Source organism: Streptomyces sp. NPDC048637 (assembly GCF_040650675.1).
In the GTDB taxonomy this organism is placed as follows: domain Bacteria; phylum Actinomycetota; class Actinomycetes; order Streptomycetales; family Streptomycetaceae; genus Streptomyces.
On record NZ_JBEZHQ010000004.1, the window covers coordinates 201750 to 223991 of the forward strand.

19 protein-coding genes are annotated in these 22242 nt (G+C 72.4%); 13 read left to right on the forward strand and 6 right to left on the reverse strand.

The features are described 5' to 3' along the window. Positions 1–390 precede the first annotated feature (390 nt). Together AB0C46_RS08305 and AB0C46_RS08310 are read left to right on the forward strand one after the other, a co-directional pair. Entirely contained in the window at positions 391–2121 is a 1731-nt protein-coding gene (locus AB0C46_RS08305; protein ID WP_362826694.1) for an FUSC family protein, read from the forward strand. A gap of 72 nt (positions 2122–2193) precedes the next feature. Beyond that, the gene (locus AB0C46_RS08310; protein WP_362826695.1) at positions 2194–2700 is read left to right on the forward strand and encodes a MarR family transcriptional regulator; all 507 of its coding nucleotides are present in this window, start codon (positions 2194–2196) and stop codon (positions 2698–2700) included. A gap of 269 nt (positions 2701–2969) precedes the next feature. Here AB0C46_RS08310 and AB0C46_RS08315 read toward each other — a convergent pair whose 3' ends face one another. Further along, the gene (locus AB0C46_RS08315) at positions 2970–4211 is read right to left on the reverse strand and encodes an oxidoreductase (RefSeq protein WP_362826697.1); all 1242 of its coding nucleotides are present in this window, start codon (positions 4209–4211) and stop codon (positions 2970–2972) included. A gap of 461 nt (positions 4212–4672) precedes the next feature. Here AB0C46_RS08315 and AB0C46_RS08320 point away from each other — a divergent pair, with 461 nt between their 5' ends. After that, the gene (locus AB0C46_RS08320; protein WP_362826699.1) at positions 4673–5086 is read left to right on the forward strand and encodes an SsgA family sporulation/cell division regulator; all 414 of its coding nucleotides are present in this window, start codon (positions 4673–4675) and stop codon (positions 5084–5086) included. A 221-nt stretch (positions 5087–5307) separates the two neighbouring features. Here AB0C46_RS08320 and AB0C46_RS08325 read toward each other — a convergent pair whose 3' ends face one another. After that, positions 5308–5958: a TetR/AcrR family transcriptional regulator gene (locus AB0C46_RS08325; RefSeq protein ID WP_362826701.1), complete on the reverse strand. Its 651-nt coding sequence runs from the start codon at positions 5956–5958 to the stop codon at positions 5308–5310. 143 nt (positions 5959–6101) lie between these two features. Between AB0C46_RS08325 and AB0C46_RS08330 the strand changes: the two genes are divergently transcribed. The 3 genes from AB0C46_RS08330 (at position 6102) to AB0C46_RS08340 (ending at position 9139) form a co-directional block, all read left to right on the forward strand. Continuing rightward, the gene (locus tag AB0C46_RS08330; RefSeq protein ID WP_362826703.1) at positions 6102–6620 is read left to right on the forward strand and encodes a PH domain-containing protein; all 519 of its coding nucleotides are present in this window, start codon (positions 6102–6104) and stop codon (positions 6618–6620) included. Beyond that, positions 6617–8263 (forward strand): PH domain-containing protein, encoded by a 1647-nt coding sequence (locus AB0C46_RS08335; RefSeq protein ID WP_362826705.1) that lies wholly within the window; start codon positions 6617–6619, stop codon positions 8261–8263. Before AB0C46_RS08330 ends, AB0C46_RS08335 begins: the two co-directional genes overlap by 4 nt. A gap of 462 nt (positions 8264–8725) precedes the next feature. Beyond that, the gene (locus AB0C46_RS08340; protein WP_362826707.1) at positions 8726–9139 is read left to right on the forward strand and encodes an SsgA family sporulation/cell division regulator; all 414 of its coding nucleotides are present in this window, start codon (positions 8726–8728) and stop codon (positions 9137–9139) included. Positions 9140–9443: 304 nt separating this feature from the next. On the opposite strand, the gene AB0C46_RS08345 is transcribed toward AB0C46_RS08340, so the two are convergent. Continuing rightward, on the reverse strand, positions 9444–10208 hold the full coding sequence (locus AB0C46_RS08345; protein WP_362826709.1) for a polysaccharide deacetylase family protein: 765 nt from the start codon (positions 10206–10208) through the stop codon (positions 9444–9446). A gap of 150 nt (positions 10209–10358) precedes the next feature. On the opposite strand from AB0C46_RS08345, the gene AB0C46_RS08350 reads away from it, so the two are divergent. The 4 genes from AB0C46_RS08350 (at position 10359) to AB0C46_RS08365 (ending at position 13841) form a co-directional block, all read left to right on the forward strand. Beyond that, positions 10359–11066: a response regulator transcription factor gene (locus AB0C46_RS08350; protein WP_362826710.1), complete on the forward strand. Its 708-nt coding sequence runs from the start codon at positions 10359–10361 to the stop codon at positions 11064–11066. Next, complete coding sequence (locus AB0C46_RS08355; protein ID WP_362826711.1) at positions 11063–12661, forward strand: HAMP domain-containing sensor histidine kinase; 1599 nt, start codon at positions 11063–11065, stop codon at positions 12659–12661. Before AB0C46_RS08350 ends, AB0C46_RS08355 begins: the two co-directional genes overlap by 4 nt. After that, positions 12658–13317 carry a hypothetical protein gene (locus AB0C46_RS08360; RefSeq protein ID WP_362826713.1) on the forward strand — a complete coding sequence of 220 codons (660 nt, stop codon included), beginning with the start codon at positions 12658–12660 and terminating at the stop codon, positions 13315–13317. The genes AB0C46_RS08355 and AB0C46_RS08360 overlap by 4 nt, the downstream gene beginning before the upstream one ends. Before the next feature lie 122 nt (positions 13318–13439). Next, positions 13440–13841 carry a DUF1992 domain-containing protein gene (locus AB0C46_RS08365; RefSeq protein WP_362826714.1) on the forward strand — a complete coding sequence of 134 codons (402 nt, stop codon included), beginning with the start codon at positions 13440–13442 and terminating at the stop codon, positions 13839–13841. A gap of 52 nt (positions 13842–13893) precedes the next feature. Here AB0C46_RS08365 and AB0C46_RS08370 read toward each other — a convergent pair whose 3' ends face one another. Further along, positions 13894–15171: a hypothetical protein gene (locus tag AB0C46_RS08370; RefSeq protein WP_362826716.1), complete on the reverse strand. Its 1278-nt coding sequence runs from the start codon at positions 15169–15171 to the stop codon at positions 13894–13896. Between the two features lie 221 nt (positions 15172–15392). Between AB0C46_RS08370 and AB0C46_RS08375 the strand changes: the two genes are divergently transcribed. Genes AB0C46_RS08375 through meaB form a run of 3 tightly spaced genes read left to right on the forward strand, consistent with a single transcriptional unit; the run spans position 15393 to position 20567 of the window. Further along, entirely contained in the window at positions 15393–17276 is a 1884-nt protein-coding gene (locus AB0C46_RS08375; protein ID WP_362826717.1) for a methylmalonyl-CoA mutase subunit beta, read from the forward strand. Then, a complete protein-coding gene (gene scpA / locus AB0C46_RS08380) occupies positions 17276–19549 on the forward strand; it encodes a methylmalonyl-CoA mutase (RefSeq protein WP_362826719.1) in 2274 nt (757 codons plus the stop codon). Before AB0C46_RS08375 ends, scpA begins: the two co-directional genes overlap by 1 nt. 10 nt (positions 19550–19559) lie before the next feature. After that, positions 19560–20567, forward strand: coding sequence for a methylmalonyl Co-A mutase-associated GTPase MeaB (gene meaB, locus AB0C46_RS08385; RefSeq protein ID WP_362826721.1), 1008 nt, complete (start codon positions 19560–19562; stop codon positions 20565–20567). Positions 20568–20650: 83 nt separating this feature from the next. Here meaB and AB0C46_RS08390 read toward each other — a convergent pair whose 3' ends face one another. Continuing rightward, entirely contained in the window at positions 20651–21613 is a 963-nt protein-coding gene (locus tag AB0C46_RS08390) for a LysR family transcriptional regulator (RefSeq protein WP_362826722.1), read from the reverse strand. A gap of 114 nt (positions 21614–21727) precedes the next feature. Beyond that, positions 21728–22237, reverse strand: a complete 510-nt coding sequence (locus AB0C46_RS08395) for an ATP-binding protein (protein ID WP_362826723.1) — start codon at positions 22235–22237, stop codon at positions 21728–21730. Positions 22238–22242 lie beyond the last annotated feature (5 nt).

Consider the following 22242-nt stretch of genomic DNA (forward strand, 5'->3'; position numbering starts at 1 on the left):
TCGCCTCTCCAGCCTTTCGCCCACCCCTCCAACCCAACACTCGCCTCCCCCTCCCGCTCGCCCGTGCCGCTCCCGCCCGTCACCCATCTCTCCCGCCTCTCATCCGCCTTCCCGCTCACCTCCACCTCTCCCGTCTCTCGTCCACCTTCCCGCTCACCTCCACCTCTCCCGTCTCTCGTCCACCTTCCCGCTCATCCCCGCCCCTCCCGTCTGTCGGCCGGCCTACGGCGGCGCCGGGAAGCGCCCCCGCACATATTTCACGAGTAAAACACCTGCAAAACACCTGCTAACCTTCTCCTCATGGGGAAGCATGCCAAACCGTCCGGGAAGAGTGCGCGGCGTGTCCCGGGGAGCGTGGTGCCGGCCCGGCCCTTGCCGGTCAGGAGTGCCGTGCGACTGCGCCGCCCCGTCGACATCTGGCACAAGCCGGCGCTCAGCGCGTTGGCGGCGCTGGCCATCCCCGACCTCACGCTGTGGGCGCTGGGGCGGCTGGATCTGATCCTCTACACCTCGGCCGGGGCGATGTGCGCCCTGTACGCGCACGGCCTGCCGTACGCTGCCCGCGCCCGCACGCTGCCGTGGGTGGTGCTCGGGATGGTCGCGAGCCTCGGCATAGCGCTGACCGCCGCATCGCTGATCACCTCGACCGCGCTGCTCGTCGTGTGCGCCTCGCTGCTCGCCGCGGTCCACAAGGTGGTCTGTGAGGCGACGCGCATCGGCCCGCCCGGCAATCTCATCCTGACCTTTATCGCCGCGTCGGCGTTCTTCGTGCCGCAGCACCCCGGGCAGGTGCCCCTGCACATCGCGCTGGCGCTCGGCGCCGGGGTACTCGCCTGGCTGGTCTGTATGGCTCCATCGCTGATACGGCCACAGGGGCCGGAGCGGATCGTTGTCGCCCGCGCGCTGGAGGCCGCCGCGGCGCTGCTGCGTACGGAAGCGGGCACCGGCGGCGGGGAACCGGCCCGGGTACCGCACGCCCGCCATGCCACCGCGGCCGCGGTGAACGCCGCCTGGCACACGCTGTTCCTGGTCCCGGTGCACACCCCGGCCAAGGCCGCGGCGCGGGCCGGGCTCGAACGGCTGCTGGTGCGCGCCGAGTCGGCGTTGGGGGGCACGGGGCACACGGTCGAGGCTTCCGCCGAGGACCAGCCGCGCGAAGCCCGGTGCGCCGGAGCCGGTGTTGCCGGGCCCGAGGCCGACCGGCTGGGTGGCTGGGCGCGTGAACTGCGAAGCGGGCGGCCGCTGCCCGAAGTTGTGCTCTCGGCGGTACAGGCCCAGGAGCTGGCGGGCGTCGCCGCGGAGGCGCCGGGGCCACGGCGGCCCGCGCCCGGTCACCCGCGCGGGGTGCGGGCGGTGCTCACCCGGCTGGCGCCCGGGTCACCGCTGCTGCCCATCGGCGCGCGGGTCGCCGCCGGGTGTGTGCTGGCGGGCTGGGCGTCGATGGCCGTTGGAGTCGGGCATCCGTATTGGGCCGTGGTCACCGCGGCCTCCATCTACCAGGCCAACACCACGCTCTCCTGGCAGCGGGCGCTGCAGCGCACCCTTGGCAATCTGCTCGGGCTGCTCCTCTACACCGCGCTGCTGCCGCTGATGCACCTCGGGCCGCTCGCCATGATCGCGCTCGCGCTGGCCTGCCAGCTCGGCGCGGAGGCCTGTATCACCCGCAACTACTGGCTCGGTTCGGTGTGCGTCACACCGATGGCGCTGCTGCTGACCGAATTCGGCAGTCCGGTGCCGGCGACGACGCTGATCGCCGACCGCTGGATCGACACCGTGGTGGGGGCGGCGGTGGGCCTGGCCTGCTGCGTCCTGGTCACCAACCGGCGTGCCGCGGACCGTATCGAGGTGGCCCTGGGGCAGGTCGCGGCCGCAGAGGCCGTCGCGTTCCGGCTGCTCACGGCGGGGCCCGCGGTCGGCGCCGACGACGCCCGGGACATCGGCTGGGCCCGCGACCGGCTGGCGGGGTGTCTGGTCGAGCTCCGAGAGGCCGTGGAGGTCGCGGCGGGTGAGTGGTGGCAGCGGTCCCTTCCGGAGGAGCGGATCACCCACGCCGAACAACAAGGCCACCGGGCACTGGCCGGTCTCGTACGGCGGCTCTCGGCGCCGACACTTGCCGCCTGACCCATGCACCCGCCCGGCACCGTACGGCAGGCACAATTAGGGGCGTACGGCACAGCCGAGAGGAGACTGCGGGTGACCGAGGACATCGTCGCGGGGGTGCTGCGCCAGTGGCAGCAGGTGCACCCCGGGCTGGACACCGGCCCGATGGCGGTGATCGGGCGGCTCAACCGCTGTTCCGCGCTGCTGCAGCAGGCGGCCGACGCGCCGCTGCGGAGGGCCGGACTCACCCGTCCCGAGTTCGACATCCTCGGCACCTTGCGCCGGATGGACCGCGAACTGACCCCCGGGCGGGTGGCCCGCGAAACCTTCGCCTCCGGTGCCGCGGTCACCAAACGCGTACGGCAGTTGGAGGAACGGGGGCTGATCGTCCGCCGCCCCGACGACCGGGACCGCCGCGTCAGTCATCTCTCGCTCACCGACGAGGGACGCGACACCATCGACCGACTGCTGCCCGAACAGCTGCGGTACGAGGCATCACTGCTCGACGGCATCGGGGATCAGCGGCAGGAGGAACTCTCCACGGCGCTGGGCGAGTTGCTGGTGGTTCTGGAGGGGCGGCTCGGCAGCCTGCTGGACTGAGGAGGACGGCGGCCATCCGGACAAGAGCGTGTCCACCTGGACAGGAGAGTGCCCGCCCGGACAGGAAAATGTCCGCCCGGGCAGGAGTGGCGGGCCCATGCAGGGACGGCGAGCCCACGCAGGGACGGCACATCCACGCAGGGACGGCCAGCCCACGCAGGAATGGCGCGCCCGGCTCACTCGACGAACCCGGCGGCCGACACCCCCACACGCCCGATGCCCCGCCCCATCCCGCCTCACCCCGCCCCATCCCGCCCCGACGGCCGCCGTCACGGTTCCAGTCGGGCGATCCGCCCCCGCTCGCCCGCGGCCCAGCAGCCGAGGTCGGGGGCGCAGTCGACGGTGTCGTACGAGCCGTGGTCGAAGGTGCGCCAGGTGCGGCCGCCGTCGAGTGTCAGATCGCTGCCGGACGGGCCGACCGCCAGGGCGAGGCGGCGGGAGTGCGGGAGCCAGGCGGCGCCGGAGCGGTATGCCGTCGGGGGCTCGGCGGCCGGCGTCCAGGTGGCGCCGGCGTCGCCGCTGACCGCGGCGGCGTGGGGTGAGGGCTGGTCGGGGCGGTAGTCGCCGCCGACCGCAAGGGCGTGACTGCGGTCGCGGAAGGCGAGCGCGAAGACGCCCCGCGCCGGGTCGCCCGCGGGCAGCGGAGTGTCGGTGACCGACCAGGTACGGCCGCGGTCGGTGGTGTGCAGGACGCGGGCGGTGGCCGCGCCACCGGTCGCGATCCAGGCGTCACGGCTGCCGGAGGAGACCAGGCACTGGCCACTGGCGGCGAATGCGGCCTCACCCTGCTGGGCCGACGGTATGCCGTCCGACGGCAGTACCCGCCAACTGCGGCCGCCGTCCCCGGTGGACAGGATGCGGTACTTGCCGTCGACGGGGTCGCTGAGCGCGATGCCGTGCCGCTGGTCGAAGAAGGTCAGGCAGTCGTAGAAGGCCCGTGGGTCGGGGTTGCGGAAACTTTCGGTCCAGGTGGCGCCCGCGTCATCCGTACGGAAGACGCGCGAGGCCGCACCCTCGCCGATCGCGAGGACGACCGCGCGGCGCGCGTCGAGCGCCTCGATGTCACGGAACTCCAGCGCCCCGGCACCGGGTGGGGAGATGTTGCTCCAGTGCTTGCCGCCGTCGTGGGTGCGCAGCACGGTACCGGCCGTGCCGGCGACCCAGGCGGTGGTACGGCTGACGGCTGCCAGGCCGCGGAAGCGGGCGGTGCTACCGCTGTCCTTGAGGCGCCAGCCGGCGTGCGGGGTGGCGAGGGATGCCGCGGACAGTGGTGCAGTGGACAGTCGCGCCGTGGACAGTGGCGCCATGGACGGCGGTGCCATGGACGGTGGTGCCGTGGACAGCGATTCCCGGGCCGGGGCGTGAGCCGTCGCATGCGAGGTCGTGGTGAAGGTCGCGACCGTGGGGGTGTTCGCCGGGCGGGCCACGGCCACCGGGCCGGCCGCCAGCGCGGCGAGGACCGCCGCACCGGCCGTGAGGGCCGCCCGGCGTCCGGCTCCGCGTGGGCGCATCCCCCCGTTCGCCCCCCGGTTCGCCCCCCCCGGTTCGCCCCCCCGGTTCGCCCCCCCGTTCGCCCCTCGGTCCGAGCCCGGACACAACAAACGTCCCGTACGCCGCATTTCGCCCCACCCCGCTCTGGTTTTGGGCTGGAAGCTAGCCCAGCCGGAACGCCCCGTCCAGACCGCCGCCCACCGCCACCGGCCGCCCCCGCCCGTTACTGCCTGCACCCCCCGGCGAGCCCTCAGTGTCCGATGGGCCGCGACGGTGACGCGCCATCACCCCTGACGGGCCATCAAGTTGAGCCGCCAAGGGCCGATCGCGAGCGTCGGGGGCACTACAAAGAGGGCAAATGCGTACATTCAAAGGCCCGTGATGCAGGTCACATGGGAATCCAATGCACCTGGCGCGATAACCCGTGCGTCTTAGTGGTCGAAGAATCAAATGAACCCCACCGAATGCAAGGGAGTCGGCGATGTCCAGCGTCATCGACCAAGCCGTTCAGGCCCGTCTCATCGCGACCGCTCCCCGGTCGCAGGTGATTCCGGCGAGCCTGCGTTACGACCGCGCCGATCCCTTCGCGGTGCGGTTGGTCTTTCCGCCGGCCGCGTCGCTGGACGGGGCGGAGGTGACCTGGACGTTCGGGCGCGAGCTGCTGGAGGAGGGGCTGCACGGGGCCGCCGGGGCGGGCGATGTGCAGATCTGGCCGTACGACACCGATGCCGTGGTGGTGGAGTTCCACGCCGTCGGCGGCATGGCGGTGGTGCAGTTCGAGACGCAGGAGCTGAGAGCTTTTCTGACGCAGTCGTACGAGCTCGTCGCGAAGGGTGATGAGGCGCGGCATCTGGACGTCGAGGCCGATCTCGCCGCCCTGTTGCGCCAGGCGTAAGCCACCTCCCGTCAGCGCCGGAGCCCCCCGGAGCCCCGGCACGCCACGGTGTCGAGCCCCCCTCGCGAGCCGACCACTCACCTGTGGCATGCCGCCTGCCGCCGGCGCACCCCCGCGGAACGGCCACCGCCCCGTTCACGGCGCGACCCGACCGGACGCGGAACGACCGCCGCCCCGTTCACGGCGCGACCCCGACCGGACGACGCCGGGGCGTCCGCTACTCACCCTTCCCCGGCCGCCACCGCCCGCTCCGCCCCGCCTTCCGCCGCCCGCTCCGCCCCGAAGAGCTGCTCCAGATACAGATCCAGCAGCCGTAGCGCGGTCTCGGGGCCGTGCACATCCAGCAGGACGTAGGTGGCGAGCCCCTCGGCCATGCTGATCAGCAGCATCGCCTCGTCCTCGGTGGCGCGCTCCGGCGGCAGTTCGCCGCGGTCCGCTGCCCGCCGCAACTGGTCGGCGAAGAAGGCGCGGAGCTGGGGGATGCCGTTCTTGGCCTCGGCGCGCAGGGCCTCGTCATGGACGGCGCGGGCGTAGTAAGCGGCACTGACCAGCAGCCCGACACGGCTCCTGTCGTCCAGCGGCAGCATGCCCGACAGACAGGCCCGCAGCACCTGACGGGGCGTCGGCTCCTCGGTCAGCGCCTCGATACGTGCCCGGATCCGGTCCCCGGCGAGCCGGTTGATGTGCTGGAGGGCGAAGAGCAGCATCTCGTCCCTGGTGCGGAAGTAGTGCTGCAGCCGGCCGAGCGAGATGCCGGCCTCCGCGGCGACATCGCGCAGGCTCGCCCCGTCCAGACCGCGGGTGCCGGCGATCCGCCACAGCGCCTCGGAGATCTCCTGGCGCCTGGCTTCGTGGTCCACCTTCTTGGGCACGGATGACCTCCCTCTTACGGTGCGCGGTTCCTCGCGCGCGGGGTCGATTCCGGAGAGGAGACCTGGCCCGCTTTTACAAGTCGCTTGTACCGTTATAACGTACCGCTACTTAATACGCTTGACTTGGAAACCGGTGACCCCTCATGCCCGAGCACGCCGCCCCGCTGCTGCGACCACCCCGCCACCGTGTCGACCCCCGGGCCCGCCGCTGGTGGACGCTCCAGGCGCTGCTGACGCTCAGCGGCCCGATGCTGCTCACCGCGCTCACCATGGCGGTCCTGTCCCTGCTCTTCTTCCCGGGTGCGCTGCCGTGGCTGGGCCCGTTGCTGCTGGTCGTGCTGGTGCTGCCGGCCCTCGGCTACCTCCTGGTGATGCCGCGGTGGCGGTATGCGGTGCACGCCTGGGAGCTCGGCGGCCAGGCGGTCTATGCGGCGGGCGGCTGGTTCTGGCAGAAGCGGCGGATCGCGCCGCTGAGCCGGGTGCAGACGGTGGACACCGTGCGCGGGCCGCTCCAGCGGCGGTACGGGCTGGCAACGGTGACCGTCACCACCGCCTCGACCGCGGGCGACATCAAGATCGCCGGACTGTCCGACGCGGACGCCGAGGAGCTGTCCCACCGGATCAGCGAGGCCGCGCAGGACGTACCGGGTGATGCCGCATGAGCACGCCACGGGAACCCGGTACGCCCGGCACACACCCCGGCGCGTCCGCCGGCTCCGGGCCCGCCGCCGCACCCGAGGCGCCGTTCGAGGAGACGCCGTGGCGGCGGCTGGATCCGCGCACCCTTCTGGTGCACTGCGGCTGGATGGCGGCACCGCTCGGCTCGCTGGCGCTGACGGCGCTGGCCACCGGCGGGCGGATCAACACCGAGGCCTGGATCACGCTCGCCGCCATCGCGGCCTCGTTCGCCGTCGTCACCACGCTCGGCCTGATCCGGTGGGCCCGTACGGACTTCCGTATCACCGTGCCCCAGCACCGTGACGGACCGGGCGGGGGCGCCTCCCCCACCTTCGACGTGCGCAGCGGGCTGCTGACCCGGCGGCTGCGCAGTGTGCCGCTGCACCGGATCCGCACCGTCGACCTGACCGCGACACCGGTGCACCGAGTGCTGGGCGTCACCGTGCTGCGGGCCGGTACGGCGGGCTCGGGGGACGGCAGCAGCGAACTGTCGCTGGAGGCGCTCACGGTCGCCGAGGCGGAACGGCTGCGCGCGGAACTGCTCGCGTATGCCGACGCCGAGGCGGTCGCCAACGACCCGGTGGTGGCCCGTATCGACTGGCGCTGGCTGCGTTATGCGCCGCTCACCTTCTGGGTCATCGGCGGGGTCTTCGTGGTGGCCGGAGCGGTCTACCGGGCCCTGGACGGCATCGGCATCGAGGCCTGGAAACTCGGCTTCGTCCAGCGGGCGTTCACCGAATTCGGTGCCAGCGCACTCTGGCTGACGATCCCGGCGGCGCTGCTCGTCATCCTCGCCCTCGGCGCGGTCGGCGCCGTGGTCCTGTACGTCGAGAACTGGTGGAACTACTGCCTGGAGTGGACCGACGCGCGCACCCTGCGGGTGCGCCACGGGCTGCTCACCACCCGCGCGGTCACCATCGAACGGACCCGGCTGCGCGGGGTGGCACTGCGGGAACCGCTGCTGCTGCGGGCCGGCGGCGGCGCGCTGGTGCGCGCGGTGGCAGGCGGGCTGGGCAACCGCGAGGAGAACCGCAAGCGCAGCGGGCTGCTGCCACCCGCGCCTCGCGCGCAGGCACTGCGGGTGGCGGGCGGCGTCCTGCGCTCGCCCTTCCCGGGAAGCGCGGCGCCGGCCGAGCTGACGCCGCACCCCCGGGTCGCCCTGCGCCGACGCCGGGTACGCGGCCTGTTGTTCGTGGTCCTGCCGGGTACCGCCGTCCTCGCCGGTCTCGGCGCGGCGTTCACCCCCGTCCTGCTGCACTGCGCATGGATCTACGCGGTGATCACCACGGCGATGACGCTGTGGCTGGCCCGGGACGCGTACCGCAATCTGGGACACGGCCTGCACGGCCCGTATCTGGTCGCCCGCTCGGGCACCTTCAGCCGCGACACCGTCGCCCTCCAGCGCGAGGCCATCGCCGCCTGGACGTTCTCGACCTCGCCGTTCACCCGCCGGGCCGGTCTTGTCACGCTCACCGCGGCGGTCGCGGCGGGCGAGAACGGCTACCGCATCCCGGACCTCCCGGCCGCCGATGCCCCTGCCTTCGCCACGACGGCGGCCCCGGGGATCCTGGACGAGTTCCTGGTGCACCCCGGGCCGGAACACCTGCCGGAACAGCGGCTGCGGTAGCGGCAGGCCGGTTCCTGCGGGAGCACGCGCCGCCTGCCGGGCAGTTGGGCCGCGGGGGGCGAACTCCCCGGCCACGACGGCCGGCGCCGTCGACAGCCGGCCCACACGGCGTCTGACGCACACGTCAGCGACGCACACGGCGGCTGACGCGCACGGCAGCTGACGCGCATGACCGCGGCCCGTCCATCAAGGGCGGGCCGCCGCCGCGTGCGGGACCGGGCGGCTGCTTCGCCCCCTGGCGCACCTGGCGCGGCTCCGCAACCCCCGCGCAACGTCCGGGGTGCCAGGTCTACGCCCGGCCGGGACCGTATGACCTGCACACACGCTGCGGCGCGGCACGAATCCACCACCACCGCAACATGAGATACCTCACACCCATGTCACGTGCACGACGAGGCCGGGCACAGCGTCCTACTGGATGAGTGTTTGCCCAATTCCCGACAGCCGTGAGGGAGCAGCGCGATGAACCCCGTCATCGACCAAGCCGTCCAGGTCCGCCTCATCGCCACCGCCCCCGGCCCGCACGCGGTCCCCGCGGTGCTGCACTATCAGCCCGCCGACCCGCTGGCGGTGCGGATGTCCTTCCCGCCGGAGATCTCGCTGGACGGCTCGGCGGTGGACTGGGCGTTCGCCCGCGAACTGCTCGACGAGGGGCTGCGGGTGCCGGCCGGGCGGGGCGATGTGCGGGTGCGGCCGTCCGGCCCGGACCGCACGGTGATGGAGTTCCACGCGGACGAGGGGATCGCCATGGTCCAGTTGACGACCGCGGACGTACGGCGGTTCCTCGCCCGCTCCTACGAGGCCGTGCCCGCGGGCGCCGAGCCGGCCTACCTCGGAATGGAGCGCGGCCTCGCGGAGCTGTTCGGCGCGGCGTGAGGCGAAGCGGGGGCGGCAGCACCGTCACCCCCCTGGAACCGTCACCCCTGGAACCGTCCCCCGAGCCGGCCCGAAGCCCGCAGGGAAGCCGCTTCTTCCGACTGACGCAACGTCGTCTGGACCACCGGTGAGGGGGAACTCTTCATCGGGGACTACACGGATGTCGGGCGCGGGACCGGTCTCTACAGGCAGAAGCCCTTGAGGATCGGCGGTGCGCCGACGTACTTGGTACTGAGCGCGGTCGACAGCCAAGGGCCTGACCTATCTCGCTAGCCGCAAAGGGGCTTTCGGCCGGCTGATCGCCTTAACGCTTCGGGAACCCGAACCCGTAGCCCTGCTGCTTCATCCACGGCAGCAGCCGCTCCAGCGACTCGACGGTGCGGGAGCGGTCGCCACCGCCGTCGTGGAACAGGACCGTCGGGCCGTTGGGGATTTCACCGCGCACCGTTGCCTCGATCGTCTCGACGCTGCCGCCTTCGAAGTCCTTGCTGTCGACGTTCCAGCCCAGCGGCCGCATGCCGCGGTCCGCGGCCAGCTTCCGGCTGTACGGCGTGAAGGCGCCGCCGGGGGCGCGGTAGTACTCGGCCTTTGCGCCGCCCGCCGCGTCCTCGATCATCTTCTGTGCGTCGAGTATCTGCTGCGACTGGTAGCTCTGTGACTTGTGATCCATACCGGTGTCGTGGCTGATGGTGTGGTCACAGAGCTTGTGCCCCGCGGCCACCACCTGCTTGACCAGGTCGGGGTGCGCCTTGGCCTGCGGGCCGATCATGCAGAAGACCGCTTTGACGTTCTGCTCCTTCAGCACCTGGAGCACCTTCGGGGTCCAGACCGGGTCCGGGCCGTCGTCGATGGTGATGTTCAGGCTGCGGCCGGGACGGTCCGAGGCATGCACGAGGGAGGGGTCGACCGGTACGACACGGGGCGCCTGCTTGGGCTGCTTGGCGTTCTCCGCCGCGCTGGAGTCCGTGCCGGATCCGGAGAAGATGAGCGCTCCCCCGGCCGCGAGTGCCACCACGGCCGCCGCGGCCACTCCGATGATGCCGCCCTGTATACCGAAGCCCCGTGCCATCCCGATCCCGTCCCTCGTACCGTGCGCGTGTGCGTTCCGACCGGCGGTGGGTGCTTCCCACGCACCGCCTTGCACCACGACAGATGCACGAAAGATCGAGCAGGCTGCTCCTGTTACCGATCCATCATGAAACTTATTGATACTGGACGCATGCCACGTGTACTTCTGATCGAGGACGACGCCGCCGTACGGGACGGAGTGACCCTCGCGCTACGGCGGCGCGGCCACGAAGTCGCCGCCGCGGCCAGCGGCGAGGAGGGCCTCGATGTCCTGCCGGCCTTCCGCCCGGACATCGTGCTGCTGGATCTGATGCTCCCCGGCAAGGACGGGTTCGAAGTCTGCCGGCTGATCCGCGCCGAGCGGCAGCTGCCGATCATCATGCTCACCGCCCGTGGCGACGACCTCGATGTGGTGCTCGGGCTGGAGGCCGGGGCCGACGACTACATCGTCAAACCGGCCCGCGGTGAAGTCCTCGAAGCACGCATCCGTGCCGTACTGCGCCGTACCGCACTGCCGGCCGATGGCGCGCCCGCCGCCGCCGAGCCGGGTCCGGCCCCGGTCGAGACCTACGGCGAACTGGCCATAGACCGCGCCGGTCTGGTCGTGGGCAAGGCCGGCCAGGACCTGGCGCTGGCCCCCTCAGAGATGAAACTGCTGCTGTTCCTGTCCGCCACCCCGGGGCAGGTCTTCAGCCGCCAGCAGCTGCTGGAGCAGGTGTGGGAGCACAGCTACCACGGCGATGCGCGGCTGGTCGACGCCTGTGTCATGCGGCTGCGGACGAAAATAGAGGACACCCCGCGCAGCCCCCGTTACGTCCAGACCGTGCGTGGCTTCGGCTACCGCTTCGGACCCCTGTGAAGCGCCCCCGCCGCTGGGCGGGTCTCCCCCACCTCCGGGGCGGGAACCCCCAGCTGCTGCGTGGGCTGCGGGCCCGGCTCGTCGTGGGATTCCTGGTGGTGGCCGCGGTCAGTGCGCTGACCACCGCGCTGCTGACCTACCAGGAGGCCCGTAACGCCATCCTCCAGCGCTCCCAGGACATCGCTGTCAACGACCTGCGGGCGCAGGTCAATTCGCTGGCACCCGAGCTCCCGGTGCCGCCGTCGCAGGCCGACCTGGACTCCTTCCGGGTCCAGCTGGAGCGCTCCGGGAAGTCCCGGGACTGGGATATTTCGGTGCATTACCGCGGCGTGCGGGACAGTGGCGAGGGGAGTGTGCGCGGCGATGTCCTGATACCCGCCGGGCTCAAGGGGTCGGTGGAGAAGCGCCATGTGCCGGCCTTCCAGCGGGTGGACCGCAGCGGGGATCCGTGGCTGCTGATCGGGATGCCGGTGCGGCAGTCGGACGGCAAGGCCTCCGCGCTGTCCGTCTACGCCCAGCTCCCGCTGAGCGCCGAGGAATCCAATGTCGAGGCGCTGGTGAGCGCCGCCCAGCGGGGCGCGCTGCCGGTGCTGGTGCTGACCGTGATCCCGGCGCTGCTCGCCGCGCGCGGTGTGCTCCGGCCCGTACGGGGGCTGCGGCAGGCCGCCGGGCGGATCGCCGAGGGCAAGCTGGACACCCGGCTGGAGGTCAAGGGCGCCGATGAACTCGCCGATCTGTCCCGGACGTTCAACGACATGGCGGCCCGGCTGGAGGAGAGCATGGCCGAGCTGCGCCGGCTGGAGTCCAACGCCCGGCGGTTCGCGGCCGATGTCTCGCACGAGCTGCGGACGCCGCTCGCGGCGATGTCCGCGGTCACCGATGTGCTCGACGAGGACGCCGACTCCCTCGACCCCGACACCGCCTCCGCGGTCCGGCTGATCAGCCAGGAGACCGGGAAGCTGGCGCGGATGGTGGAGGACCTGATGGAGGTCTCGCGGTTCGACGCCGGGGCCGCGGCGCTCCATCTCGACGAGGTGGACGTCGCCGAGACCATCCGCAAGACCCTGCAGGCCAGGGCCTGGCAGAAGCGGGTGACGGCGGACCTGCCGGCCGACGTACGGGCCCGGCTCGATCCGCGGCGGCTCGATGTGGTGGTCGCCAACCTGGTCGGCAATGCCCTGCACCACGGCGGCGAGCCGGTCCGGGTGCGGCTGCACACCCCGGAGCCGGGCGCGGACCGGCTGCTGATCGAGATCTCCGACAGCGGGCCCGGTATCGACCCCGAGGTTCTGCCGCATGTCTTCGAGCGCTTCTACAAGGCGGACTCCGCCCGCGCCCGTTCGGAGGGCAGTGGCCTGGGGCTGGCCATCGCGATGGAGAACGTACGGTTGCACGGCGGCATCATGCGCGCCGCCAACTCCCCCGAGGCGGGTGCGGTGTTCACGGTGGATCTGCCGCTGTGCCACGGCGAGACCGCCGCGGCGGCGACCGAGAAGGCGGCCGGCCCACCGGACGGCCCCTGGGCGGCAGAGGAGACCGCGGACGACAACCGGGACGGCGCACGTCTCGAAGCCGGAAAAGAGAACCACGTATGAGCGCGACGAACGCCCTGAACGCCCTGCGTGCGGTGCGGGCCCGGCGGCTCGTCCTGGGGGGTGTCCTCACCGGGGCGCTGGCCGGCGCCCTGTCCGGGGGGCTGACCGGCTGCGGTATCGCACCCACCGATGTCATCGACGCCGGTGAGCCCGCCACCGGCGTGAAGTCGCCGGGCCAGCCCGAGGCCGATGTCCAGCTGTTCTTCTACGGGCCTTCCGGGCTGCGCTCCGCGACCCGGCCGGCGAAGACACCGGCCGACCCGGAGGAGGCCATCCGGCTGCTCATGAAGGGGCCGAACCACGCGGAGCGGATGCGTGGCCTGTCCAGTGTGCTGCCGAAATTCCTCGCCCCGCCGACCGCCGACACCGGCGAGGGCTCGGTCGTGATCACCCTGCCGGCCAACGTCGAGCTGCCGGACTCCGCCTCGCTGAACCAGCTGGTGTGCACCGCGGCCAACGCCCGGGTGCCCGGGGACCGGGCGCCGGAGCGGGTCACCGTGACGCTCGTGAGCAAGACCGACAAGGTCGGCCCGATGGTGTGCGGCGGCAACAACGCCTTTCCCGTCGTCGAGCCCAGTCCGACGGGTACCGGCCCGGGCGACGAGGACGGGTCCGGCACGGGCGAGTCCGGCACGGAGCCAAGTCCGGCGGGCTGAACCGCCACGGACCGCCCCGCGCGCCCCGGCCCCGCGTTACCGTGAAAACAGGCACCCGCCTCCCCGCACCGTTCTGGAGAAGATCGGCCGACCGGCCCCTGAACCCTCGGGAGACTCACGCGATGACCGAGCGCAAACCCCCCGGTGTCACCTTCGAGACCTGGATCGACAAGCAGATCCGCGAAGCGACGGAGCGCGGCGACTTCGCCGACCTCCCGGGCGCCGGCAAGCCCCTCCCCCACCTCGACCAGCCGTATGACGAGATGTGGTGGATCAAGGACAAGATGCACCGGGAGCACCTCTCCTACCTGCCGCCGACCCTCGCCCTGCGCAAGGAGGCGGAGGACTCCCTGGAGGCCGCGGCCGGCGCTCCCACCGAGGCGGCGCTGCGCCGCATCCTGACGGCGGTCAATGAGCGCATCAGCGCGGCGCTCCGCACCCCGCTCGAAGGCCCTCCGCTGAACCTCGTACCGTTCGACATCGACGAGGTGGCCCGTAAGTGGCAGGAGCAGCACGGGAGTTGATCCGTGGCGGACCGGGCCCGACCGCCGGTCCCCATGCCCCCGCGCCCCGGCGTCACGGCCCGGCGGGCCCCAGCCGCACGCGCAGGAACCGCGGCCGGTACAGGTCCACATCGCCGTTGAGCCGGGAGTCGGCCGGCACGCCGGGCGGGCCGAGCCAATTGATGTCGTAGCTGAGCAGCAGCTCCCCGGCCGCGGTGAATTCGGGGTGTGCCTGCGGGTTGTAGACGGCGAGGTACTGCGGGTCGGCGGCCGGTGGGCGGGGCGGGGTGAGCCAGCCGTTCGGCCCGTGCCAGGGGCCCTGGGGTGAGCAGGACCAGTAGCTGGTGAGGGCCCGCAGCCCGGCCGCCCCGTCTCCCCCGGTGTCCATGGTGATCAGCACCCAGGCGGGGCCGTCGCGGACGACGGTGAACGCACTGCCGACGCCGCGCCGGCCACCGGCCCGCAGCACCGGCCGGGCCCGCCCGGCCTGCCGCTGCCAGTGGGCGCCGTCCCAGAACCGCCAGCTTCCGGGGTCCCCGAGCCGCCCGGCCGGGACCCGTGCGAGCGAGGCGCTGGAGGCCGGTGACGACGGCGGGTCGTCGCTGCCGAAGACATAGGTCCAGCCGCCGTCGCGGACCGCCGCCGCGCCGTAGAGGACGCGCCGGCCCGGGTCCGCGGCGGAGGCCGGGGCGACGGTCCGGGTGATGCCTTCCAGGCGCAGGCCGGGGAGCGAGAGCGTGGCGACCTCCGTGCTGCGCGGCACGCCGAAGATCCATGGCCCGCTTCCGGGGGCGCGGTTCCACAGCAGGACACGGACCACTTTTTCGGCCGATCCCGGTCTGCGGGGCTCCACGCTCGCGCGGACCGGCCAGCGCCAGCCGCCACCGGGCGGGTCGGGAAAGAACGGTCCGGGGGCGGCCGCGGCGCCGCCGGTCAGGGTGCGCTCCAGCCGGCCCGATCGGGACATCACCACGGCGGAGTTGTGCCGCAGGAACGGGGTGCCGCCGGTGTCAGAGCTGCGCCAACGGCGATTCTCCCCTCGCGGGTTGGGCGGTGCCTGGACCCGGTCGAGGAAGGTGTCGGAGAAGAGCCAGAGCGTCCGGCCGTCGGGGAGCCGCACCGAGTGGGTGCCGTCGCCACCGGTCCAGTCGTCCACCCGGGTGTTGTCATCGCCGTAACGGGCGAATTCCGCGGTATGCCGGGAATCAGCGGACCAGTAGGCGATCCGGCGTCCGGTGCAGTCCGCGGCGCGGCCGGGGGTGGCGGTCCGCGGCAGCGTCCACAGGAGCGCGACGGCGGCCAGGAGCAGCGTGGCGCCGGTCACGGTGCGGGTCAGCGGCGCCTTGGGCATTGCGCTCCTCGGTCGGGTGCCGCGCCCACCGTACTGAACCTGCACCGACGGCCCGGGGCAGGCACGCCCCGTGGGCACCGAACGCGTCCGTGCGCTACGGGCGACACGCCTCACCTGCCCCATCCGGCGCATGGATATCAACATTTCTGTACGGTCAACGAGTGCAAGGTCACAGCTGGGGCCCCTGCTCCAGCTAACGGTCGTTCGCCTAGCCTGCTGCCATGACCGCCGAGTCCCCCGAACTCCCCCTGGCCGCAGCCTTCCCGGATGCCGACCGCGCACAGTGGCAGCGCCTCGCCGAAGGCGTGCTGCGCAAATCGGGCGTCGCAGAAGCAACGGGCGCCGCCGCCGAGGACGCGCTCACCACCGATCTCCAGGACGGCATCCGCATCCGCCCGCTCTACACCGCCGAGGACAGTACGACCGCCCTGGGCCACCCGGGCTTCCCACCGTTCGTACGGGCCGGCCGGCCCGAGGGCACGACCGTCGCCGGGTGGGACGTACGCCAGCGCCATGTCCACACCGATCCACAGCGCGCCAATGAATCGGTCCTGGCCGATCTGGAGAACGGCGTCACCTCGCTCTGGCTGACCGTCGGCGACGGCGGGGTGCCGGTGGCCGGTCTGGAGCAGGCGCTGCGGGGTGTCTATCTGGATCTCGCCGCGGTGGTGCTGGACGCGGGTGCCGATTTCGCGGCGGCCGCCGAGGAGTTGCTGCGGCTGTACACCGCGTCCGGTGCGCCGCTGCGCGAGGCCGTCGGCTGCCTGGGCGCCGACCCGCTCGGTCTGCTGGCCCGCACGGGCGACGACGCCAAGCTGCGCCTCCAGTTGGAGTCGGCCGCCCGGCTGGCCGCGCGCTGCTCCGCCGACGCACCCGGGGTGCGGGCGCTGGCCGTCGACGCGCTGGCGTACCACGAGGCGGGCGGTTCGGCCGCCGAGGAGCTGGGCACCTCGCTGGCCACCGGCGTCGCCTATCTGCGGCAGCTGACCGGGTCCGGCCTCGGCATCGACGACGCCTGCCGGCAGCTGGAGTTCCGCTACGCCGCCACCGCGGACCAGTTTCTGACGATCGCCAAGCTGCGCGCGGCCCGCCGGCTGTGGGCGCGGGTCGCCGAGGTGTGCGGGGCCTCACCCGCCGCCTCCGCGCAGCGCCAGCACGCCGTCACCTCCACGGTGATGATGACCCGGCGGGACCCATGGGTGAACATGCTGCGCACCACGGTCGCCGGGCTGTCCGCGGGAGTGGGCGGCGCCGACGCGGTGACGGTGCTGCCGTTCGACGCCGCCCTGGGCCTGCCCGACGCCTTCGCCCGCCGGATCGCCCGGAACACCCAGTCCGTGCTGCTGGAGGAGTCGCATCTGTCGAAGGTGATCGACCCGGCGGGCGGCTCCTGGTACGTGGAGAGCCTCACCGATGAGCTGGCCCGCGCGGCCTGGGCGTGGTTCCAGGAGATCGAGGGGGCCGGCGGCCAGGCCGCGGCACTGCGCTCCGGGATGATCGCCGGCCGGCTGGCCGACACCTGGGAGCGCCGTACCGGGGACCTCGCCCACCGCCGTGAACCGATCACCGGTGTCAGCGAGTTCCCGCACCTCGCCGAGCCGCCGGTACACCGCGAGCCGGCGCCCGCGCCGATCGGCGGAGGGCTGCCGCGGGTGCGCAGGGATGACGCCTTCGAGCGGCTGCGGTCGCGCTCCGATGCGCATCTGGCGGCGAGCGAGGCCCGCCCGAAGGTCTTCCTGGCCGCGCTGGGCCCGGTCGCGACGCACACCGCGCGGGTGGCGTTCGCCGCCAACCTGTTCCAGGCGGGCGGCATCGAGACGGTCCAGGAGCCCGCTCCGGTGGATGCGGAGTCGGTGGCCGAGGCGTTCGCCCGCAGTGGCGCGCGGATCGCCTGTGTGTGTGCGAGCGACGCGGTGTACGGCGAGCAGGGGGCGGCCGTGGCGGCCGCGCTGAAGTCGGCGGGAGCGCTACGGGTGCATCTGGCCGGCAAGCCGGGCGAGCGGCAGGACGAATTCGCAGCGGCCGGTGTGGACTCCTTCGTCTTCACCGGCTGCGACGCGGTCGAGGTGCTGTCCTCGGCCCTGGATGTCATGGAGGTGGCGTGATGGAGGAGACGACGCAGCAGACGGGCGCCGCCGGCCGGCCGCCGCACGGTTCCCCGGCGCCCTCGGGCGCCATCCCGGACTTCAGCACGGTCGACCTCGGGGGCCCGGTCACCGCGGACGCCGCCGGCGGGTCCAATGAGTGGACCGCGGCCGTACAGCAGGCCACCGGCAAGGGCGTGGCGGATCTGACCTGGGAGACGCCGGAGGGCATCGACGTCAAGCCGCTGTACACCGAGGCGGACCTCGACGGGCTGGATTTCCTGGGGACCTACCCGGGCATCACGCCGTATCTGCGCGGCCCGTACCCGACGATGTACGTCAACCAGCCCTGGACGATCCGGCAGTACGCCGGCTTCTCCACCGCCGAGGAGTCCAACGCCTTCTACCGGCGCAATCTCGCCGCCGGCCAGAAGGGCCTGTCGGTCGCCTTCGACCTGCCCACGCACCGCGGCTACGACAGCGACCACCCGCGGGTGACCGGCGATGTCGGCATGGCGGGCGTCGCCATCGACTCCATCTATGACATGCGGCAGCTCTTCGAGGGCATCCCGCTGGACAAGATGACCGTGTCGATGACGATGAACGGCGCGGTGCTGCCCGTACTGGCGCTCTACATCGTGGCCGCGGAGGAACAGGGCGTACCGCCCGAGAAGCTGGCCGGGACCATTCAGAACGACATCCTCAAGGAGTTCATGGTCCGCAACACCTACATCTACCCGCCGCAGCCCTCGATGCGGATCATCTCCGACATCTTCGCGTACACCTCGCAGAAGATGCCGCGCTACAACTCCATCTCGATCTCCGGCTATCACATCCAGGAAGCCGGCGCGACGGCCGACCTGGAGCTGGCGTACACCCTGGCCGACGGGGTGGAGTATCTGCGCGCGGGTATCGAGGCGGGCATGGATGTGGACTCCTTCGCGCCACGGCTGTCGTTCTTCTGGGCGATCGGCATGAACTTCTTCATGGAGATCGCCAAGCTGCGGGCGGCCCGGCTGCTGTGGGCGCGCCTGGTGCAGCGCTTCGAGCCGAAGAACCCCAAGTCCCTTTCGCTGCGCACCCATTCACAGACCTCGGGCTGGTCGCTGACCGCGCAGGACGTCTTCAACAACGTCACGCGTACGTGTGTGGAGGCGATGGCCGCCACCCAGGGGCACACCCAGTCCCTGCACACCAACGCCCTCGACGAGGCCCTCGCGCTGCCCACCGACTTCTCCGCCCGTATCGCCCGCAACACCCAGCTGTTCCTGCAGCAGGAGTCGGGCACCTGCCGGGTCATCGACCCGTGGGGCGGCAGTGCGTACGTCGAGAAGCTCACCCACGATCTGGCGCAGCGGGCCTGGCAGCACATCGAGGAGGTCGAGGCGGCCGGCGGGATGGCCAAGGCCATCGACGCGGGCATCCCCAAGCTGCGGGTGGAGGAGGCCGCGGCCCGTACCCAGGCGCGGATCGACTCCGGGCGGCAGGCGCTGATCGGCGTCAACAAGTACCGGGTGGAGACCGACGAGGAGATCGAGGTCCTCAAGGTCGACAACTCGTCGGTGCGCGCCCAGCAGATCGAGAAGCTCAAGCGGCTGCGGGCCGAGCGTGACGAGGACGCCTGCCAGGCGGCACTGCGGGCGCTGACGGCGGCGGCGAAGTCCGGTGCCGGCGAGGGGCTGGAGGGCAATCTGCTGGCGCTGGCGGTGGACGCGGCCCGCGCGATGGCGACGGTCGGTGAGATCTCGGACGCACTGGAGTCGGTCTACGGGCGGCACTCCGGCCAGATCCGTACGATCTCCGGTGTGTACCGAGACGAAGCGGGCCCCTCCTCCGGTGTGGAGCGCACCCGGGCGCTGGTGGCCGAGTTCGAGCGCGCCGAGGGCCGCCGGCCGCGCATCCTGGTGGCCAAGATGGGCCAGGACGGCCATGACCGCGGCCAGAAGGTGATCGCCACGGCCTTCGCCGACCTGGGCTTCGACGTGGATGTCGGCCCGCTGTTCCAGACGCCGGCCGAGGTGGCCCGCCAGGCAGTGGAGGCGGACGTCCATATCGTCGGGGTGTCGTCGCTGGCGGCCGGCCATCTGACGCTGGTGCCCGCGCTGAAGGAGGCGCTGGCGGCGGAGGACCGCGAGGACATCACCATCGTGGTGGGCGGGGTGATCCCGCCGAAGGATGTGCAGCCGCTGCGCGACATGGGCGCCGCCGCGGTCTTCCTGCCCGGCACGGTGATCCCCGAGGCCGCCCACGATCTGGTGCGGGACCTGGCATCGGTCCTCGGCCACGAGCTCTGAGCGGGGGGTCATGCCTGCGACGATCGATGTCGAACGGTACGCCGAGGGGGTCCGGGCGGGTTCCCGGGCCTGGATCGCCCGCGCCGTCACCCTGGTCGAGTCCACCCGCCCGGATCACCGGGCGGCGGCCCAGCGGCTGCTGGTCGAGCTGCTGCCGTACTCCGGCGCGGCCCGCAGAGTGGGCATCAGCGGGGTGCCGGGCGTCGGCAAGTCGACCTTCATCGACGCGCTCGGCACGCTGCTGACCGGGATGGGACACCGGGTGGCGGTGCTCGCCGTCGACCCGTCCTCCAGCCGTACCGGCGGCTCCATCCTGGGCGACAAGACGAGAATGGAGCGGCTGGCGACCGACCCGGCGGCGTTCGTCCGCCCCTCTCCGACGTCCGGCACGCTGGGCGGGGTGGCACGGGCCACCCGGGAGTCCATCGTGGTGATGGAGGCGGCGGGCTATGACGTGGTCCTGGTGGAGACGGTCGGTGTCGGCCAGTCCGAGACCACCGTCGCGGGCATGGTCGACACCTTTCTGCTGCTGACCCTGGCGCGCACCGGCGACCAGCTCCAGGGCATCAAGAAGGGCGTGCTGGAGCTGGCGGACCTGGTCTCCGTCAACAAGGCCGACGGCCCGCACGAGCGGGACGCCCGCTCCGCGGCCCGCGAACTGGCCGGTGCGCTACGGCTGTTGCAGCCGCCGGACGCGGCCTGGACGCCACCCGTGCTGACCTGCAGCGCCCGCGAAGGCACCGGCCTGAAGGGCGTCTGGGAGCGGGTCGAGCAGCATCGCACCCTGCTGGAGTCCACGGGGGCGCTGGCCGAGCGCCGCCGTACCCAGCAGGTCGACTGGACCTGGTCGATGGTGCGCGAGCGGCTGATCGACCGCCTCCAGGAACACCCCGAGGTACGCCGGCTGGGTCCGGAGGTCGAACGTGCGGTGCGCGACGGCGAGATCACCGCGACACTGGCCGCCGAACGGCTGCTGACGGCGTTCGGCCTGACGGATCGCGCAGCAGGAGAGGGATAGGAGCTCCCCCGGGGAGGACCCCTCGGGGGACGAGATCGCGATCACGGTGCCTCGGTACGGCACCGGCCCCGTTCACCGACACCTCATCGGTCCAGGACACCTCCCTCATACGCGGCGGCGACTGACACCTCGGATTCCCGCAACTCCCTTGCAGGCACGGCGCGTTGTGCCCGTTCGGCGAAATGGGCGACGGCCAGGTCCTGGAAGCGCGCGGCGGCCGTGGAGAGATAGCTGTCCTCGCGCCGGACCAGGCTCAGGGTCCGTACGCAGTCGGGGGTGTCGAGATGCAGCCAGGCGAGCGGCACCGCGGCGAGGTCGGGGCGGGCCAGCGAGGGCATCAGACCGATGCCGAGACCCGCCGCGACCAGGAAGTGGGTGGCGCCCGGCTCGTCGCCCTCACAGGAGATCACCGGGCGGCGCCCGATCGCGGTGAACAGCCGCTCCAGCAGCACCCGTTGCCAGTGGCCCGGCCGGGTGGTGATGAAGGGTTCCTCCGCGATCTCCTCGACCGTGACGCGTTCCCGGCCGGCCAGCGGATGCCCGGCCGGGACCGTGAGCAGCACCTCTTCGTGCAGCAGCCGCACCGCGCCCAGACCGGGTCCGGGCAGCGGCTGCGAGGCGATGCAGAAGTCCACCTCCCGGGCCCGCAGCTGATCCCGCATCACCTCGGGGGTGGACTGGAGGCACCGGACGGTGACCCCGGGGTGGGCGGCGCGGAATCCCGCCAGCAGCTCGGTGAGCGGCAGCAGGGTCTCCGCGGCGACGGCGATCCCGCCGTCGCCGAGTCCGGCCGCATCGGCCACTTCCCTGCGGGCGTCGTCGAGTTCGTCCAGCGCCCGCTCGACCCGGGCCAGGAACGCAGCACCATAACGGTTGAGCCGGATGGTGCGGCCGTGCCGGTCGAAGAGCGGCACGCCCAGTTCGGCCTCCAGCCGGGCGATCGTCCGGCTCACCGAGGGCTGGGCGACCCGTAGTTCCTCGGCGGCCCGGCTGATGTGCTCCCGGCGCGCGACCGCCCGGAAGTAGCGCAGGGACAGCAGATCCATCGACTTCTCGGGCCTTTCCGCTGAGATGACGGCGACCCGGGAATCGTCACATACGGCAGATTCATGGCCCGTTCTCCCCGAACGGGCCAGGCGCGGCCTCCCGTAGGGCGGGGCTCAGCCGCGCATCGACATCGCCGCCCAGACCGTCTTCCCCGACCGGTCGGGGGGCGTCCAGCCCCAGGAGTCGCTCAGCAGATCGACGATGTGCAGACCGCGCCCGGATTCCGCCAGGGCGTCCTGCGGCCTGATGACGGGGGCGCCGGGGCCGGCGTCCGAGACCGCGCACAGCACGGTGGTCTCCTGCCGGGTCAGCGCCAGCCAGGCATTGCAGAAGGGTGCGGGTGCCGCGGTGCCCTCGCCGTCCGGTCCGGGGTCCTGGAAGCCGTGGCGCAGGGCATTGCTGACGAGTTCGGAGACGACCAGGACCGCGTCGTCGGCGAGGCCGGCGCACACCTGCCAGCCTTCGAGGGTCGCCCGGGTGAACCGGCGGGCCTCCGGCACGGTGCGTGCGGAGCCACTGAGGGCGCAGGCGGCGAAGCCGTCCGGGGCAGGGGTCCACCAGGTGTCCTCACCGGGTTCCTCCCGAAGCGCGTCGTGCACGGTCTCTGCCGGATGTGTGGTCATCAACA

Bases quoted from the DNA above. Each gene is read 5' to 3' on its own strand.
- AB0C46_RS08330 (WP_362826703.1), top strand. From the start codon at position 6,102: ATGCCCGAGCACGCCGCCCCGCTGCTGCGACCACCCCGCCACCGTGTC.
- AB0C46_RS08340 (WP_362826707.1), top strand. From the start codon at position 8,726: ATGAACCCCGTCATCGACCAAGCCGTCCAGGTCCGCCTCATCGCCACC.
- AB0C46_RS08375 (WP_362826717.1), top strand. From the start codon at position 15,393: ATGACCGCCGAGTCCCCCGAACTCCCCCTGGCCGCAGCCTTCCCGGAT.
- AB0C46_RS08345 (WP_362826709.1), bottom strand. From the start codon at position 10,208: ATGGCACGGGGCTTCGGTATACAGGGCGGCATCATCGGAGTGGCCGCG.
- AB0C46_RS08320 (WP_362826699.1), top strand. From the start codon at position 4,673: ATGTCCAGCGTCATCGACCAAGCCGTTCAGGCCCGTCTCATCGCGACC.
- AB0C46_RS08370 (WP_362826716.1), bottom strand. From the start codon at position 15,171: ATGCCCAAGGCGCCGCTGACCCGCACCGTGACCGGCGCCACGCTGCTC.
- AB0C46_RS08390 (WP_362826722.1), bottom strand. From the start codon at position 21,613: ATGGATCTGCTGTCCCTGCGCTACTTCCGGGCGGTCGCGCGCCGGGAG.
- AB0C46_RS08350 (WP_362826710.1), top strand. From the start codon at position 10,359: ATGCCACGTGTACTTCTGATCGAGGACGACGCCGCCGTACGGGACGGA.
- AB0C46_RS08365 (WP_362826714.1), top strand. From the start codon at position 13,440: ATGACCGAGCGCAAACCCCCCGGTGTCACCTTCGAGACCTGGATCGAC.
- meaB (WP_362826721.1), top strand. From the start codon at position 19,560: ATGCCTGCGACGATCGATGTCGAACGGTACGCCGAGGGGGTCCGGGCG.
- AB0C46_RS08360 (WP_362826713.1), top strand. From the start codon at position 12,658: ATGAGCGCGACGAACGCCCTGAACGCCCTGCGTGCGGTGCGGGCCCGG.
- AB0C46_RS08335 (WP_362826705.1), top strand. From the start codon at position 6,617: ATGAGCACGCCACGGGAACCCGGTACGCCCGGCACACACCCCGGCGCG.
- AB0C46_RS08315 (WP_362826697.1), bottom strand. From the start codon at position 4,211: ATGCGCCCACGCGGAGCCGGACGCCGGGCGGCCCTCACGGCCGGTGCG.
- AB0C46_RS08395 (WP_362826723.1), bottom strand. From the start codon at position 22,237: ATGACCACACATCCGGCAGAGACCGTGCACGACGCGCTTCGGGAGGAA.
- scpA (WP_362826719.1), top strand. From the start codon at position 17,276: ATGGAGGAGACGACGCAGCAGACGGGCGCCGCCGGCCGGCCGCCGCAC.